Origin of the sequence: Pseudomonas sp. NPDC087615 (assembly GCF_044743445.1) — a bacterium.
Taxonomy (GTDB): domain Bacteria; phylum Pseudomonadota; class Gammaproteobacteria; order Pseudomonadales; family Pseudomonadaceae; genus Aquipseudomonas; species Aquipseudomonas baetica_A.
In genome coordinates this window covers 40,831-55,591 of record NZ_JBIUWM010000004.1, presented here as the reverse complement: position 1 = coordinate 55,591, position 14,761 = coordinate 40,831, and the positions used below count along the sequence as shown (strand labels likewise).

Genomic DNA, 14,761 nt, shown 5'->3' with positions numbered 1-14,761 from the left:
CCTCGTGCAGGGTGCCCATTGGACGTAAGTCTAGGTTCGTCATGCCGTTGGGCACATTTGGGAAGTGCCCTACAAAATCAGTCGGGAATTCTTCTGTCCGACCTCTTGGAAAAAAATCCGACGAAGTGCACATTGAAGCTCTGCCTGGCGTTGTCTGACGACTGAGCCAGGTGATGATTTGAGAACGTAGAGAACGCCATGCCCGACCACGATATTTTGAGCGACGCCGAGCGTGAAGCGCTCAGCGCTGTAATGCTCGAACCAGATCCTCCTGCGCAGCGTGTATTGATCGTCGATGACGACAAGGACGCTCGGGAGTTGCTGTCGGAGATTCTGGCGTTGGACGGCATTCGTTGCCTGACCGCGGCCAGTGGCGAGGCCGCGCTGAAGATGCTGGCGGAGAAACCATCGATTGGTCTGGTGATCACCGATTTGCGCATGGGCAATGTCGGTGGGTTGGACTTGATTCGCCAGGTGCGTGAGTCGGAAAGGGCAGCGATGCCGATCATCATTGTGTCTGGCGATGCCGATGTGAAGGACGCCATTGCGGCGATGCATTTGAGCGTGGTGGACTTTCTGCTCAAACCCATTGATACGAGCAAGTTGCTCTGTCTGGTCAAACACGAATTGGGTATCGAGCCCTGACTTTCAAGCAACACCGAGAAACTCCTGTGGGAGCGGGCTTGCTCGCGAATGCGGACTGACATTCAGCATTGATTTCGACAGAAAAGACGCCTTCATCGAAACACCGCCCGGAGCTGCCAATAAAAAAGCCCTGATCTTCCGATCAGGGCTTTTTCATGTCCGGCATTCAGCGCAGGTTACAGACCATTGGCCTTCTTGAACTCACGACGACGACGGTGCAGCACGGGTTCGGTATAACCGTTCGGCTGTTTGGTGCCTTCGATCACCAGTTCGACCGCCGCCTGGAAGGCGATGTTGCTGTCGAAGTTCGGTGCCAGCGGGCGGTACAGCGGGTCGTTGGCGTTCTGACGATCCACCACCGGCGCCATGCGCTTGAGGCTTTCCATCACTTGCGCTTCGGTGACGATACCGTGGCGCAGCCAGTTGGCGATGTGCTGGCTGGAGATACGCAGCGTGGCACGGTCTTCCATCAGGCCGACGTCATTGATGTCCGGCACTTTCGAGCAACCGACACCCTGATCGATCCAGCGCACCACGTAGCCGAGAATGCCCTGGGCGTTGTTGTCCAGTTCGTTCTTGATCTGCTCCGGCGTCCAGTTCGGATTGACCGCCAGCGGAATGGTCAGGATGTCGTCCACGCAAGCGCGAGCACGTTTGGCCAGTTCGGCCTGACGGGCGAACACGTCGACCTTGTGGTAGTGCAGCGCGTGCAGCGCAGCGGCGGTCGGCGAGGGGACCCATGCGGTGTTGGCACCGGCCAGTGGATGGGCGATTTTCTGCTCAAGCATCGCCGCCATCAGGTCCGGCATGGCCCACATGCCTTTACCGATTTGTGCGCGACCTTGCAGGCCGGTGCTCAGACCGATATCAACGTTCCAATTCTCGTAGGCGCCGATCCACTTCTCAGCCTTCATGTCGGCCTTGCGCACCATCGGGCCGGCTTCCATGGAGGTATGGATTTCATCGCCCGTGCGGTCGAGGAAACCGGTGTTGATGAACACCACGCGCTCGCTGGCAGCCTTGATGCAAGCCTTGAGGTTGACCGTGGTGCGGCGCTCCTCGTCCATGATCCCGACTTTCAGCGTGTTGCGTTTGAGACCCAGCACGTCTTCGATGCGGCCGAACAGTTCGTTGGTGAACGCCGCTTCTTCCGGGCCGTGCATTTTTGGTTTAACGATGTAGACGGAACCTGTGCGGGTGTTCTTGCGCGACGTGTTGCCGTTAAGGTTGTGCATGGCCGCCAGGCACGTCAGCAGACCGTCGAGAATGCCTTCCGGCACTTCGTTGCCGTCTTTGTCGAGGATCGCGTCAATGGTCATCAGGTGGCCGACGTTGCGCACGAACAACAGCGAACGGCCATGCAGAGTCACTTCGCCGCCATTGGGCGTGGTGTAGCTGCGATCCGGGTTCATGGTGCGGGTGAAGCTCTGGCCGCCCTTGGCGACTTCTTCCGACAGATCGCCCTTCATCAGGCCGAGCCAGTTGCGGTAGATCACCACTTTGTCGTCGGCATCGACGGCCGCTACGGAGTCTTCGCAGTCCATGATGGTGGTCAGCGCCGCTTCCATCAGGACGTCTTTGACGCCGGCGGCATCGGTCTGGCCGACCGGGGTGCTGGCGTCGATCTGGATTTCGAAATGCAGACCGTTGTGTTTCAGCAGGATCGCGATTGGCGCGTTGGCGTCGCCCTGGAAACCGATCAGTTGAGCATCGTCACGCAGACCGCTGTTGCTGCCGGCCTTGAGGGTGACCAGCAGTTTGCCGTCAGCGATTTTGTAACCGGTCGAATCGACATGAGAGCCTGCGGCCAGTGGCGCGGCTTCGTCGAGGAATGCACGGGCGAAGGCGATGACTTTGTCGCCCCGCACCTTGTTGTAGCCTTTGCCTTTTTGCGCGCCACCGTCTTCGCTGATCGCGTCGGTGCCGTAAAGGGCGTCATACAGCGAACCCCAGCGGGCGTTCGAGGCATTGAGAGCGAAGCGGGCGTTCATCACCGGCACCACGAGTTGCGGGCCGGCAGTACGGGCGATTTCATCATCGACGTTTTGCGTCGTTGCCTGGAAATCAGCCGCTTCTGGCAGCAGATAACCGATTTCCTGCAGGAACGCTTTGTAGGCTACGGCGTCGTGCGCCTGACCGGCGCGTTCCTGGTGCCAGGCATCAATGCGAGCCTGGAAGTCATCGCGTTTGGCGAGTAGGGCTTTGTTCTTCGGTGCCAGGTCGTGAATGACCTTGTCGGCACCTTCCCAGAATTTGTCGGCGGTGAGGCCGGTACCGGGAATGGCTTCGTTGTTCTCGAAGTCGAACTGGACTTTGGCGACCTGCAGGCCACCGACTTGAACGTGTTCAGTCATTGCTTGCCTCACTCTGCTCAGCTATTTCGCTTTTCAGCTCTTCAATTTAACAATGAAGCCTCTGGCCATTTAAACCACAAACCTTCCGACCAGTACATGCCATTGCTGGCGGCTGGGCTGGGACCAATCAACGGCTTGGGGCCTTGATGACGGGGCTTTCAGGGTTGCGAACGTGCCTTGGGCAGACATCGATCCAGCGTTATGTAGTGCGCGCCGGGGCATACTACATGATGCGTTGCGCTTGTGAAAATGAGACTAATAACGTCGTTCTGCGACTCCATGACGCATTGCGGTCACAGCGCGGAACGGGATGTTCTCAAAAAACCAATGGATTGTTCCAGCTAAATATAAAAACTTGTACACGATTTGTGGTCTCTAGCGTCTGAGGCGAGTGTTCATCCCTTGCCTATACTTGCCCTTCTATAACAAAAGTCATGACAAGAGGGCTGCGCCATGGACCATCTCGTACTCACTGTTTTCGCCCCGGACAAGCCCGGGCAGGTAGAGCGCATCGCCCAATGCATCGCCGAGCATGGGGGTAACTGGCTGGAAAGTCGCATGTCGCGGATGGCCGGGCAATTTGCCGGGATTCTGCGGGTCGGCGTGCCGGCAGAGGCTTACGACGAATTAGTCGATGCCCTACAAGCACTGTCGGCGCATGGCATTCGCGTGTTGATTGCCGAAAGTGGTATCGAGCAATCCTGCACCTGGAAACCGATCGCCATGGAACTGGTGGGCAATGATCGCCCGGGGATTGTGCGCGACATCACCCGCTTGCTGAGCGAGCAGGGTGTGAACCTCGAACGTCTGGTGACCGAAGTGCGGCCGGCACCGATGAGCAGCGAGCCGTTGTTCCATGCCGAAGCGATTCTCGCGGTGCCGCTGACGCTGTCGCTGGATGTGCTGCAATCGCGCCTGGAAACCCTGGCTGATGATTTGATGGTGGAACTGGTGTTACGCACAGAGGTTTAGCCGCTGCACGGGTTATCCAGTTTAAACGTGCACCTGCCTGTGGATAACCTGTAGAGACTGCCCGCTACGCCACGCCCGCCGTGGCTTTGCGGCTGCTGATCAAAAAATCGCCAGTATTCAGTGAGTTGCGCACAAACGGCGGGGATCACGCTGTGGATAACCTTGGGAAGGAACGATACAGGCCACGAGAACCGTGGCCTGCGAAGTGTTGTGCGTTTTTTGATCAGTTGCGTCGGCGCAGACTTATCCACGCATCGACGCTGTAAACGGCCAGACCGGCCCAAATGAAGATAAACGCCACCAGGGTGCTGGACGACAAGTGCTCACCGAACAGCAACACCGCTTGCAACAACACCAGGGTGGGCGCCAGGTATTGCAGGAAGCCGATGGTGGTGTAGGGCAAGTGCCGGGTGGCGGCGTTGAAGCACACCAACGGAATCAACGTCACCGGGCCGGCCGCCACCAGCCACCAGGCTTCGGACGTCGTCCAGAACTCGGGTTGAGCGCTGGTCGCGGTCGGGTTGAACAGCAGCCATGCGACGGCAATCGGCACCAGCATCCAGGTTTCCACCACCAGCCCCGGCAACGCCTTGACCGGCGCCTGCTTGCGGATCAGCCCGTAGAAACCGAAGGTCAGGGCCAGCACCAGCGACACCCACGGCAGACTGCCGACCTGCCACACCTGCTGCACCACACCGACCGCCGCCAGACCCACCGCGACCCACTGCATACGGCGCAGGCGTTCGCCGAGAATCAGCATCCCCAGCAGCACGTTTACCAGCGGGTTGATGTAATAACCCAGACTCGCTTCGAGCATGCGCCCGTTGTTCACCGACCACACATAGGTCAGCCAGTTGGCGGCGATCAGCGTGCCGCTCAAGGCCAGGATCGCCAGCCGCTTGGGATTATCGAGCAGTTCGCGCAGCCAACCCGGATGTTTCCACACCATCAACAACAGCGCGCCGAACAGCGCCGACCACAGCACGCGATGGATGATGATCTCGACCGCCGGGACTTCGGCGATGGCTTTGAAGTAGATCGGGAACAGACCCCAGATGATGTAGGCACTCAGGCCCAGAATGTACCCGCGACGCGGGTTGGCGGCTTGCATGCAGAATCCTTGCTTAGGCAGCTAACAAAGCAGGGATTGTAAGGAGGTTTGTCGGTGAATGCCTTAGCGAGAAGGTCGGAAAATTGTGAACACTGGATAAATGTGGGAGAGGGCTTGCTCCCGAAGGCGCTGTGTCAGCCAACATTAATGTTGAATGTCAGACCGTCTTCGGGAGCAAGCCCCCTCCCACAGGGGTTGTGGTGAATCAGAACAGTTTCAGCGGTTCTTCATTGAGTGCCGACAACTGCTCACGCAACGCCAACACCTGATCGCCCCAATAGCGCTCCGTGCCGAACCACGGAAAACTGTGCGGGAATGCCGGGTCATCCCAGCGTCGCGCCAGCCAGGCGCTGTAATGCATCAGGCGCAGCGCGCGCAGCGGCTCGATCAGCGCCAGTTCGCGAGGGTCGAAGTCGTGGAATTCGTTGTAGCCGTCCATCAATTCCGACAACTGCCCCATACACTCCTGGCGATCGCCGGCGAGCATCATCCAGATGTCCTGCACCGCCGGACCCATGCGGCAATCGTCGAGGTCGACGATGTGGAACATCTCGTCGCGGCACATCATGTTGCCGGGGTGGCAGTCGCCGTGCATGCGGATGTTCTGGTGCGGCGTGGCGGCGTAGACGTCTTCAACGCGTTTAAGCAGGTCACGGGCGACCGATTCGTAGGCCGGCAACAGGCTCTTGGGGATGAAGTTGCCTTCAAGCAACGTGGTCAGCGAGGCATGACCGAAGTTCTGTACGCCGAGGGCTTCGCGGTGTTCGAACGGTTTGGTCGCGCCGACTGCGTGAATACGCCCGAGCAACTGGCCCAGGCGATAGAGCTGATCGAGATTGCCCGGCTCCGGCGCACGGCCACCACGGCGAGGGAACAGGGTGAAGCGGAAACCGGCGTGTTCGTGCAGGGTTTCGCCGTTGTGGATCAGCGGCGCCACCACCGGGATCTCGACGTCGGCCAGTTCGAAGGTGAACTTGTGTTCTTCGAGGATGGCTTCGTTGGTCCAGCGCTGCGGTCGGTAGAACTTGGCGATCAGCGGTTCGCCGTCTTCGATGCCGACCTGATAGACGCGGTTCTCGTAGCTGTTGAGCGCCAGAATGCGTGCATCGCTCAAAAAACCGATGCTTTCAACGGCATCAAGGACGAGGTCGGGGGTGAGGGTTTCAAACGGATGGGCCATGCTGACTCCTGCGCGCAGCAGGCTGCCGCGTCCGGCCCGGCATGGTAACGCAGATGGCGGCGGGGGAGGTGGTTGTGTCTGATCGGGCCTATTCGCGAGCAGGCTCGCTCGCACATTTGGAATGCGATCCCCTGTGGGGGCGAGCCTGCTCGCGAAGACGGTTTATCAGGCGCCGACTATTGCGCCATCCTCACGGGTAATCGCCATCACCGAAGAGCGCGGTTTGCCGTTCGGCAGATGCTCGGGGAAAGTCGAACCGCCGTTTTCGCCGGGATGCTGAATCCCGACAAACAGGGTTTTCTGATCCGGCGAGAAGCTGATCCCGGTCACTTCACAACCAATCGGCCCGACCATGAACCGGCGAATCTCCCCGGTCGCAGGGTCAGCGCAAAGCATCTGGTTGTTACCCATCCCGGCAAAATCCCCGGCGTTGCTGGCGTCACCGTCGGTCAGAATCCACAACCGCCCGGCCTTGTCGAAACCCAGGCCATCCGGGCTGTTGAACATGTTCTGCGGAGTGATATTCGACGAGCCAGCCTTCGGCGTGCCGGCGTGCACGCCCGGGTTGCCGGCGACCACGAACAAGTCCCAGGCAAACGTCTTCGACGCATGATCGTCGCGGTCGGTGCGCCAGCGCAGGATCTGCCCGTAGACGTTTTTCTCACGCGGGTTTGGCCCGCCCACCGGTTGCCCGTCCTCGCCGCGTTTGGCGTTGTTGGTCAGGGTGCAATAAACCTGGCCGTCCTTCGGGCTGACCACGATCCACTCCGGGCGGTCCATGCGTGTCGCCCCGACCACGCTGGCCGCGAGGCGCGCATGGATCAACACTTCGGCCTGATCGGCGAAACCGCTGCTGGCGTCGATGCCGTTCTTGCCGTGGGTCAACTCGATCCACTGGCCCTGACCTTTCGGATGGTCCGGGTTGCCGTCACCGGCATCGAACTTCGCCACGTACAGGGTGCCGTGATCGAGGATGTTGCGGTTGGCCTTGGCGTTGCGGTGGTTGATGCGGTCGCGGCTGACGAATTTGTAGATGAACTCGCCACGCTCGTCATCGCCCATGTACACCACGGCGCGGCCGTCGTCGGTTTCGGCCAGGGCCGCGTTTTCATGTTTGAAGCGGCCCAGCGCGGTGCGTTTGACCGGGGTCGATTGCGGATCGAACGGGTCGATCTCGACCACCCAGCCATGACGGTTGAGTTCGTTGGGGTTCTTGGCCATGTCGAAACGCGGGTCAAACGGGTGCCAGTTGATCTCGCGGCTGGCCGCCGAGACACCGTAGCGTTTTTGCGCCGGGTCGAACTGCTGCTGGGCGTTGCTGCTGCCGAAGCAGTCGGTGAAGTTTTCTTCGCAGGTCAGATACGTGCCCCACGGCGTTTTACCGTTGGCGCAGTTCTGGAAGGTGCCGAGGACTTTTTTGCCGTGCTTGTCCGCACTGGTTTTCAGCAAGTCATGACCAGCGGCCGGGCCGCTGATGCGCAGCGGCGAGTTGCCGTGGATGCGGCGGTTGTAGCGCGAGCCCTGAACGAATTGCCACTGGCCGTTCTTGCGTTGCACTTCAATCACCGACACGCCTTCGCAGGCCAGGGCCTTGCGCACGTCTTCGGCCGATTGCGGCATGCCGCCGTGCGGGTAGAGGTAGCGATAGTTGGTGTATTCGTTGTTGATTGCCATCAACGCGCGGTTTCTGTCATGCGGGAATTCAAACAGGCTCATGCCGTCGTTGTTGTCACCGAACTGCACTTCCTGCGCGGCGGCGGTGCCGTTGCCACTCGGATCGAAAGCCGGGCCGTTCTTGTGCAGCGGCTGGCCCCAACTGATCAGTACCGAGGACGTGTAGCCTTTGGGCAGGGTGATGACGTCGGTGGTCGCGGCGCGAATGCTTTCAAAGCCAAGCAAGCGGCTGTTGCCGGCACTGACGCCAGTGGCCAGTGCGCTGCGGCTCAACAGGCTGCCACCGAGGAACATGGCCGCGCCGCACAGCGCGCCGGCGCCGATGAAGCCGCGACGGCTGAGGCCGACCATTTTTTCCAGGTCAGTGGATTGGTTTTCTTCTAATAGGCTCACATCAGGCTCCCTGCTTGGTTTTGGCAGCTACCTTAATGGGGAGCGATGAAGCTTTTGTTGCAGACCGAGCGCTACAGCGGCGTGCCGATCAGCACGTTGGACGGCGAGAACTGCACGTGCACCGGCTGCTCAACGTTCAGTCCGCGTGTGCGAAGTTGCAGCGGCTCAGCCAGGGCGCAGAGCGTCTGGCCGTTGGGCAGGGCGATGCGCACTTCGCTGGGGCCGTCATCGGCGTCGAGGATGGCTTCAATCGTGCCGTGCAGAAGATTGTGACCAGATGTTGCGGGCTGCTCGATGCTCAGCAATTCGAGCCAGCCTGCCTTGATCAGCGCCACCACTTCAGTGCCCGGTTGCAGTTCCAGGTGCACGGTGCTGTCGTGAGTGATCTGCGCGTCGAGGCACAGACCTTCGGCCAACGCCAAGCGGATCAGGTCATTGCGTCCCTGACCTGTGATCGCCACGACTTTGCCGTGCAACTGGTTGCGCGCGCTGGTGCGCAGCATCAGTCGACCGAGCAGATCGAGGTCGCTGGCATCTTCCGCCGCTTCCAACACCTGGGCCTGCAAGGCCTGCAGCTTTTGATAAAGACGCAGCACCCGTTCACCTTCGCTGGACAGTTTGGCCCCGCCGCCGCCCTTGCCGCCCACCGCACGCTCGACCAACGGTTTTTGCGCCAGGTTGTTCAGCTCGTCAATGGCGTCCCAGGCCGCTTTGTAACTCAGGCCTGCACTTTTCGCGGCACGGGTGATCGAGCCCTGTTCGGCGATGTGTTGCAGCAGGGCAATGCGCTGCGGCCGTCGGACGATGTGCTGGGACAACAGGGAGGGCATGGACATGGATGGACGCTTTTTGGCTGGGGCGTGGGAGGTGAAGTTGGCCGCTGGCAGCGCGTGAGTCAAGCCCGACTCATGACCCTGCGGGAACCGTTGTGCGATCAGGATCCGGGCTTCGGGGTGCGCGCCAGACAATACACATCAACCCTTGCCGCGCCTGCGCTCATTAACAATCGAGCGAGCGCCTGAGCCGTGGCGCCGGTGGTCAGCACGTCATCGATCAATGCCAGATGCCGGCCGTGTACATCCGCCTCCGGCACCAGCGCAAAAGCATTGCGCAAATTGCGTTTGCGCGCCTTGGCATCCAGATCCTGTTGCGCGCTGGTGTCTTGAATCCTGCGCAGCACATGTTCATCGCAAGGCAGATCCAGTTGCTGGCTCAACCACCGCGCCAGCATCGCCGCTTGGTTGAAGCCGCGTTGACGCAGACGTTTGCTGGCGAGTGGCACCGGTAACAACGCGTCGGGTCGAGGCAGACCCTCATCGAATCGATATTGCAGGTATTGCCCGAGAACGTCGGCGAGCAGGTGACCAAACGGCCATTTTGCGTTGTGTTTAAAACGCGTAATCAGACTGTCCACGGGAAAGCCATAAAGCCACGGCACAGCGACCTGTTCGAACGCTGGCGGCTCTAGCAGGCAGTCTGCGCAAGTCAGGCCTGCTTCGAGCAGCGGCAAAGCGCAGGTCCGACATTGGCCCATAAGCCAAGGCAATTCGGCTTCGCAGGCCATGCACATTGGCGTTTCTGCTTCTGCCGGCTCATCGCACAGCAAACAGGTCTGTACGTTTTTTAAACAGATGTAAACTTGTCCTTCGTATCGTGGTTGACAGCGCATGACTCTTCCTTAAATATGCCGAACATCCGTGTAGCGCCTGTGGGTATTCCGTTTTCCCAGTCGCTAGCCAAGCATAACCAAGGAAATACCCATGAGCGCGAGCACCACTGCCACCCTGCGTCACGACTGGTCACTAGCCGAAGTCAAAGCACTCTTCGTACAGCCATTCAACGACCTGCTGTTTCAGGCACAGACGGTGCACCGCGCCCATTTCAACGCTAACCGTGTTCAGGTCTCGACCCTGCTGTCGATCAAGACGGGTGCCTGCCCGGAAGACTGCAAGTACTGTCCGCAGTCTGGTCACTACAACACCGGCCTTGAAAAAGAAAAACTGATGGAAGTGCAGAAGGTCCTCGAAGAGGCGGCACGCGCCAAAGCCATCGGTTCGACCCGCTTCTGCATGGGCGCGGCGTGGAAACACCCATCGGCCAAAGACATGCCTTACGTGCTGCAAATGGTCGAAGGCGTGAAAGCCATGGGCCTGGAAACCTGCATGACCCTCGGTCGTCTCGATCAGGACCAGACTGAAGCGCTGGCCAAGGCTGGCCTCGATTACTACAACCACAACCTCGACACGTCGCCTGAGTTCTACGGCAGCATCATCACCACCCGCACTTACAGCGAGCGCCTGCAAACCCTGGCCTATGTGCGTGAATCGGGGATGAAGATCTGCTCCGGCGGCATTCTCGGCATGGGCGAGTCGCTCGACGATCGCGCCAATCTGCTGATTCAACTGGCCAACCTGCCGGAGCATCCGGAATCGGTGCCGATCAACATGCTGGTTAAAGTCGCCGGCACGCCGCTGGAAAACGCCGAAGACATCGACCCGTTCGACTTCATCCGCATGCTCGCCGTAGCACGCATCCTCATGCCGCAATCCCACGTGCGCCTGTCCGCCGGCCGCGAAGCGATGAACGAGCAAATGCAGGCCCTGGCATTCCTTGCGGGCGCCAACTCGATTTTCTACGGCGACAAATTGCTGACCACCGCCAACCCGCAGGCTGACAAGGACATGCAGTTGTTCGCACGTCTTGGCATTCAGCCGGAAGCCCGCGAAGAGCATTCGGATGAAGTGCATCAGGCTGCCATCGAGCAGGCGTTGGTCGAGCAGAAGAGCAGCGAGCAGTTTTATAACGCGGCGGTTTGAAGCCTGCCCCGTTTCCTTTGAAGGAATGCAAAACCCCTGTGAGAGCGGGCTTGCTCGCGAAATCGGTGTGTCAGTAAAGGCGTTGTTGGCTGATACGACGCTTTCGCGAGCAAGCCCGCTCTCACATTAGAAAACTTGTGCTGACACTCGAGGCCTGCATGTCTTTCGATCTCGCCGCACGCCTTGCTGCCCGCCGTGCCGAAAATCTCTATCGCCAGCGCCCGCTGCTCGAATCCCCGCAAGGGCCCGAGGTGGTGGTCGACGGCCAGCCATTGCTGGCGTTCTGCAACAACGACTACCTGGGCCTGGCCAATCACCCGCAAGTGATCGAAGCCTGGCGCGCTGGTGCTCAGCGCTGGGGCGTTGGTGGGGGCGCCTCGCATCTGGTGATCGGCCATAGCGGCCCACATCACGCACTCGAAGAGGCCTTGGCCGATCTCACCGGGCGCCCACGTGCGCTGCTGTTTACCACGGGCTACATGGCCAACCTTGGCGCGGTCACGGCGCTGGTCGGGCAGGGTGATACGGTGCTGGAAGACCGACTCAATCATGCTTCTCTGTTGGACGCGGGGCTGTTGTCCGGTGCGCGGTTCAATCGTTATTTGCACAACGACGCCGGCAGTCTGGCCAAGCGTCTGGAGAAAGCCACCGGCAATACATTGGTGGTCACCGACGGCGTGTTCAGCATGGATGGCGATCTTGCCGACTTGCCAGCGCTGGCCCGTGAGGCCAAGGCCAAAGGGGCATGGCTGATGGTTGACGATGCGCATGGCTTCGGCCCGTTGGGCGCCAACGGCGGCGGGATCGTCGAGCATTTCGGTTTGGGCCTGGACGATGTGCCGGTATTGGTCGGCACCCTCGGCAAGGCCTTCGGCACGGCAGGCGCATTTGTCGCCGGCAGTGAAGCGTTGATCGAAAGCCTGATCCAGTTCGCCCGTCCGTACATCTACACCACCAGTCAACCGCCGGCGCTGGCCTGCGCAACCTTGAAAAGTCTGGAGTTGCTGCGTAGCGAACACTGGCGTCGCGAGCATTTGCAGACGCTGATCCGCCAGTTCCGCCACGGCGCTGAACAGATCGGTCTGGAGTTGATGGACAGCTTTACGCCGATCCAGCCGATCATGATCGGCGACGCCGGTCGTGCGGTGCGTCTATCGCAGATGTTGCGCGAGCGCGGTTTGATGGTCACCGCGATTCGTCCTCCGACCGTGCCCGTCGGTAGCGCACGACTGCGTGTGACCCTGACCGCCGCCCACAGCGAGGCGCAGGTGCAGCTATTGTTAGAGGGATTGGCCGATTGCTTTGCCCAACTGTCGTCGGAGCCAAGCCATGCGTAATCGCCTGATTCTGCTGCCCGGCTGGGGCCTCGGTGTTTCACCGATGGAGCCTTTGGCCGCGGCTTTGCGCGGGCTCGACGAACATCTGCAGGTCGAAATCGAACCGTTGCCGGAACTCGACTCCAGTGATCTGCAAGACTGGCTCGACGAACTCGATGAACGCATTCCTCAAGATGTCTGGCTCGGTGGCTGGTCACTGGGTGGCATGCTTGCGTCCGAACTGGCAGCGCACCGCGGCGAACACTGCTGCGGTTTGCTGACGCTGGCGAGCAACCCTGCTTTTGTCGCCCACGAACAATGGCCGAGCGCGATGCCCGGCGAAACCTTCGATGCATTTCTCGCCGGTTGCCATGCCGACCCACGGCTGACCCTCAAGCGTTTCTCGCTGCTGTGTGCTCAAGGCGCGCAAGACCCGCGGGGCTTGTCGCGGCTGATGCTTGGCGGTGCGCCGAATACAGCACCGGCAACATTGATGGCCGGGCTGGAATTGCTCGCTCAACTGGACACTCGTGAAGCCTTGCAGGCGTTTCGAGGCCCGCAGTTGCATCTGTTCGCCGGGCAGGACGGGTTGGTGCCAGCCGAGGCAGCGGGCGACTTGTTCACCCTGTTGCCGGATATAGAAATTGGTCTGATCGAACAGGCCAGCCATGCGTTTCTTCTGGAAGACCCACACGGAGTAGCGGGCGCGATCCAGGCTTTTTTACATGAGTGCGGTGATGACTGATTTGTCTCTTGTTGCGCTGCCTGGCGGCTTGCCTGACAAGCGCCAGGTTGCGGCCTCTTTCTCCCGTGCGGCGGCCAGTTACGACAGTGTCGCCGAGTTGCAACGTGATGTCGGTAAACAGTTGCTGCAGCGTTTACCTGCGGATTTCTGGCCGGCGCGCTGGTTGGATATGGGGTGTGGCACCGGCTACTTCACTCGCGCCTTGGCCGAGCGTTTTGTCGCAAGTCATGGGCTGGCGCTGGACATCGCCGAGGGCATGCTCGATCACGCCCGTCCATTGGGCGGCGCTGAACATTTCATCGCTGGCGATGCGGAGTGGCTTCCGTTGCAGGATTCGACCTGTGACCTGATCTTCTCCAGCCTCGCGGTGCAGTGGTGTGCGAATTTTGATGCGGTGCTCAGTGAAGCCTTTCGCGTGCTGAAACCGGGTGGTGTTTTCGCGTTTGCTAGTCTTTGTGTCGGGACGTTGTTCGAATTGCGCGATAGCTGGCGCCAGGTCGATGGCCTGGTGCACGTCAACCGCTTCCGCGAGTTCGCTCGATATGAACAGTTGTGTGCGGCCAGTGGTTTGCGCGCCGTAAGTCTGGAGCAGCAGGCGCATGTACTGCACTACCCGGATGTGCGCAGCCTGACCCATGAATTGAAGGCGTTGGGTGCGCACAACCTTAATCCTGGCCGGCCGGACGGGTTGACCGGGCGGGCGCGGATTCTTGGTCTGGTCGAGGCTTATGAGCAATTCCGTCAGGCACAGGGACTGCCGGCGACCTATCAAGTGGTTTACGCCGTGTTGGAGAAACCCTTATGAGCGCAGCCTATTTCATCACCGGTACGGACACCGACGTCGGCAAAACCACCGTCGCCGCTGGGTTGCTGTGTGCGGCACGTTCGGCAGGGTTGAGCACGGCGGCGGGCAAACCGGTCGCCTCCGGTTGCGAAGTGACGCCAAAAGGGCTGCGTAACGCCGATGCGCTTGCGCTGTTGGCCGAGTGTTCATTGCCGCTGAGTTATCAACAGGTCAATCCGGTGGCGTTCGAACCGGCGATTGCCCCACATTTGGCAGCGCGCGAGGCGGGTGTCGCGCTGACGGTGCAATCGTTGCTGGCACCGATGCGCGATATTCTGGCGATGAATGCCGATTTCACCCTGATCGAAGGCGCGGGCGGCTGGCGGGTGCCGTTGGCGGATCAGGACAACCTGTCGGACCTGGCCATTGCACTGAAACTGCCGGTGATTCTGGTGGTGGGCGTGCGGTTGGGGTGCATCAGTCATGCGTTGCTGACGGCTGAGGCGATTGCTCGGGATGGCCTGCAACTGGCGGGGTGGGTGGCGAATATCATCGATCCCAAGACTTCGCGGCTGGAGGAGAATCTGGCGACGCTGGCTGAACGGATTCCGGCGCCGTGCCTGGGGCGCGTGCCGAAGTTGAAGGCTTTAAGTGCTGAGGCCGTAGCTGAGCATTTGCAATTGGATCTGCTTGACTAAGCTTTTAGCTATGAACAGGCACTGTGCCATTAGTGTTTTTGACGGGTGTTTTTCTGACGTCTCTGTTTCAATG

Annotated in this window: 13 protein-coding genes; 7 read left to right on the top strand and 6 right to left on the bottom strand. The window is 60.2% G+C overall.

The window, feature by feature from the left end; translation table 11 throughout:
• Positions 1-198: 198 nt before the first annotated feature.
• Positions 199-645: a response regulator gene (locus ACIOU6_RS03755; protein ID WP_401133949.1), complete on the top strand. Its 447-nt coding sequence runs from the start codon at positions 199-201 to the stop codon at positions 643-645.
• Positions 646-821: 176 nt separating this feature from the next.
• On the opposite strand, the gene ACIOU6_RS03750 is transcribed toward ACIOU6_RS03755, so the two are convergent.
• Positions 822-2,999: a malate synthase G gene (locus ACIOU6_RS03750; RefSeq protein ID WP_401133946.1), complete on the bottom strand. Its 2,178-nt coding sequence runs from the start codon at positions 2,997-2,999 to the stop codon at positions 822-824.
• A 453-nt stretch (positions 3,000-3,452) separates the two neighbouring features.
• Between ACIOU6_RS03750 and ACIOU6_RS03745 the strand changes: the two genes are divergently transcribed.
• A complete protein-coding gene (locus ACIOU6_RS03745) occupies positions 3,453-3,971 on the top strand; it encodes a glycine cleavage system protein R (RefSeq protein WP_122594780.1) in 519 nt (172 codons plus the stop codon).
• Between the two features lie 223 nt (positions 3,972-4,194).
• Here ACIOU6_RS03745 and rarD read toward each other — a convergent pair whose 3' ends face one another.
• The 5 genes from rarD to ACIOU6_RS03720 form a co-directional block, all read right to left on the bottom strand.
• Positions 4,195-5,082 (bottom strand): EamA family transporter RarD, encoded by an 888-nt coding sequence (gene rarD, locus ACIOU6_RS03740; RefSeq protein WP_221731137.1) that lies wholly within the window; start codon positions 5,080-5,082, stop codon positions 4,195-4,197.
• Between the two features lie 205 nt (positions 5,083-5,287).
• Positions 5,288-6,262, bottom strand: coding sequence for a serine/threonine protein kinase (locus tag ACIOU6_RS03735; protein WP_221731136.1), 975 nt, complete (start codon positions 6,260-6,262; stop codon positions 5,288-5,290).
• Positions 6,263-6,427: 165 nt separating this feature from the next.
• A complete protein-coding gene (locus ACIOU6_RS03730; RefSeq protein WP_221731135.1) occupies positions 6,428-8,329 on the bottom strand; it encodes a PhoX family phosphatase in 1,902 nt (633 codons plus the stop codon).
• 71 nt (positions 8,330-8,400) lie between these two features.
• On the bottom strand, positions 8,401-9,165 hold the full coding sequence (locus ACIOU6_RS03725; RefSeq protein WP_401133942.1) for a TOBE domain-containing protein: 765 nt from the start codon (positions 9,163-9,165) through the stop codon (positions 8,401-8,403).
• Positions 9,166-9,263: 98 nt separating this feature from the next.
• The gene (locus tag ACIOU6_RS03720; RefSeq protein ID WP_401133940.1) at positions 9,264-9,998 is read right to left on the bottom strand and encodes a ComF family protein; all 735 of its coding nucleotides are present in this window, start codon (positions 9,996-9,998) and stop codon (positions 9,264-9,266) included.
• Between the two features lie 91 nt (positions 9,999-10,089).
• Here ACIOU6_RS03720 and bioB point away from each other — a divergent pair, with 91 nt between their 5' ends.
• The 5 genes from bioB (at position 10,090) to bioD (ending at position 14,688) form a co-directional block, all read left to right on the top strand.
• Entirely contained in the window at positions 10,090-11,145 is a 1,056-nt protein-coding gene (bioB, locus tag ACIOU6_RS03715; RefSeq protein WP_401133937.1) for a biotin synthase BioB, read from the top strand.
• 158 nt (positions 11,146-11,303) lie between these two features.
• Positions 11,304-12,482 (top strand): 8-amino-7-oxononanoate synthase, encoded by a 1,179-nt coding sequence (gene bioF / locus ACIOU6_RS03710; RefSeq protein ID WP_401133934.1) that lies wholly within the window; start codon positions 11,304-11,306, stop codon positions 12,480-12,482.
• Positions 12,475-13,206, top strand: a complete 732-nt coding sequence (locus tag ACIOU6_RS03705; protein ID WP_401133931.1) for an alpha/beta fold hydrolase — start codon at positions 12,475-12,477, stop codon at positions 13,204-13,206. The genes bioF and ACIOU6_RS03705 overlap by 8 nt, the downstream gene beginning before the upstream one ends.
• Positions 13,199-14,011: a malonyl-ACP O-methyltransferase BioC gene (bioC, locus tag ACIOU6_RS03700; protein ID WP_221731129.1), complete on the top strand. Its 813-nt coding sequence runs from the start codon at positions 13,199-13,201 to the stop codon at positions 14,009-14,011. The genes ACIOU6_RS03705 and bioC overlap by 8 nt, the downstream gene beginning before the upstream one ends.
• Positions 14,008-14,688, top strand: a complete 681-nt coding sequence (gene bioD / locus ACIOU6_RS03695; protein WP_221731128.1) for a dethiobiotin synthase — start codon at positions 14,008-14,010, stop codon at positions 14,686-14,688. The genes bioC and bioD overlap by 4 nt, the downstream gene beginning before the upstream one ends.
• The last annotated feature ends 73 nt before the right edge of the window (positions 14,689-14,761 follow it).

What these genes read in the sequence shown, in the direction of transcription:
- ACIOU6_RS03755 (WP_401133949.1), top strand. Translation starts at nt 199, where the DNA reads ATGCCCGACCACGATATTTTGAGCGACGCCGAGCGTGAAGCGCTCAGC.
- ACIOU6_RS03750 (WP_401133946.1), bottom strand. Translation starts at nt 2,999, where the DNA reads ATGACTGAACACGTTCAAGTCGGTGGCCTGCAGGTCGCCAAAGTCCAG.
- ACIOU6_RS03745 (WP_122594780.1), top strand. Translation starts at nt 3,453, where the DNA reads ATGGACCATCTCGTACTCACTGTTTTCGCCCCGGACAAGCCCGGGCAG.
- rarD (WP_221731137.1), bottom strand. Translation starts at nt 5,082, where the DNA reads ATGCAAGCCGCCAACCCGCGTCGCGGGTACATTCTGGGCCTGAGTGCC.
- ACIOU6_RS03735 (WP_221731136.1), bottom strand. Translation starts at nt 6,262, where the DNA reads ATGGCCCATCCGTTTGAAACCCTCACCCCCGACCTCGTCCTTGATGCC.
- ACIOU6_RS03725 (WP_401133942.1), bottom strand. Translation starts at nt 9,165, where the DNA reads ATGTCCATGCCCTCCCTGTTGTCCCAGCACATCGTCCGACGGCCGCAG.
- ACIOU6_RS03720 (WP_401133940.1), bottom strand. Translation starts at nt 9,998, where the DNA reads ATGCGCTGTCAACCACGATACGAAGGACAAGTTTACATCTGTTTAAAA.
- bioB (WP_401133937.1), top strand. Translation starts at nt 10,090, where the DNA reads ATGAGCGCGAGCACCACTGCCACCCTGCGTCACGACTGGTCACTAGCC.
- bioF (WP_401133934.1), top strand. Translation starts at nt 11,304, where the DNA reads ATGTCTTTCGATCTCGCCGCACGCCTTGCTGCCCGCCGTGCCGAAAAT.
- ACIOU6_RS03705 (WP_401133931.1), top strand. Translation starts at nt 12,475, where the DNA reads ATGCGTAATCGCCTGATTCTGCTGCCCGGCTGGGGCCTCGGTGTTTCA.
- bioC (WP_221731129.1), top strand. Translation starts at nt 13,199, where the DNA reads ATGACTGATTTGTCTCTTGTTGCGCTGCCTGGCGGCTTGCCTGACAAG.
- bioD (WP_221731128.1), top strand. Translation starts at nt 14,008, where the DNA reads ATGAGCGCAGCCTATTTCATCACCGGTACGGACACCGACGTCGGCAAA.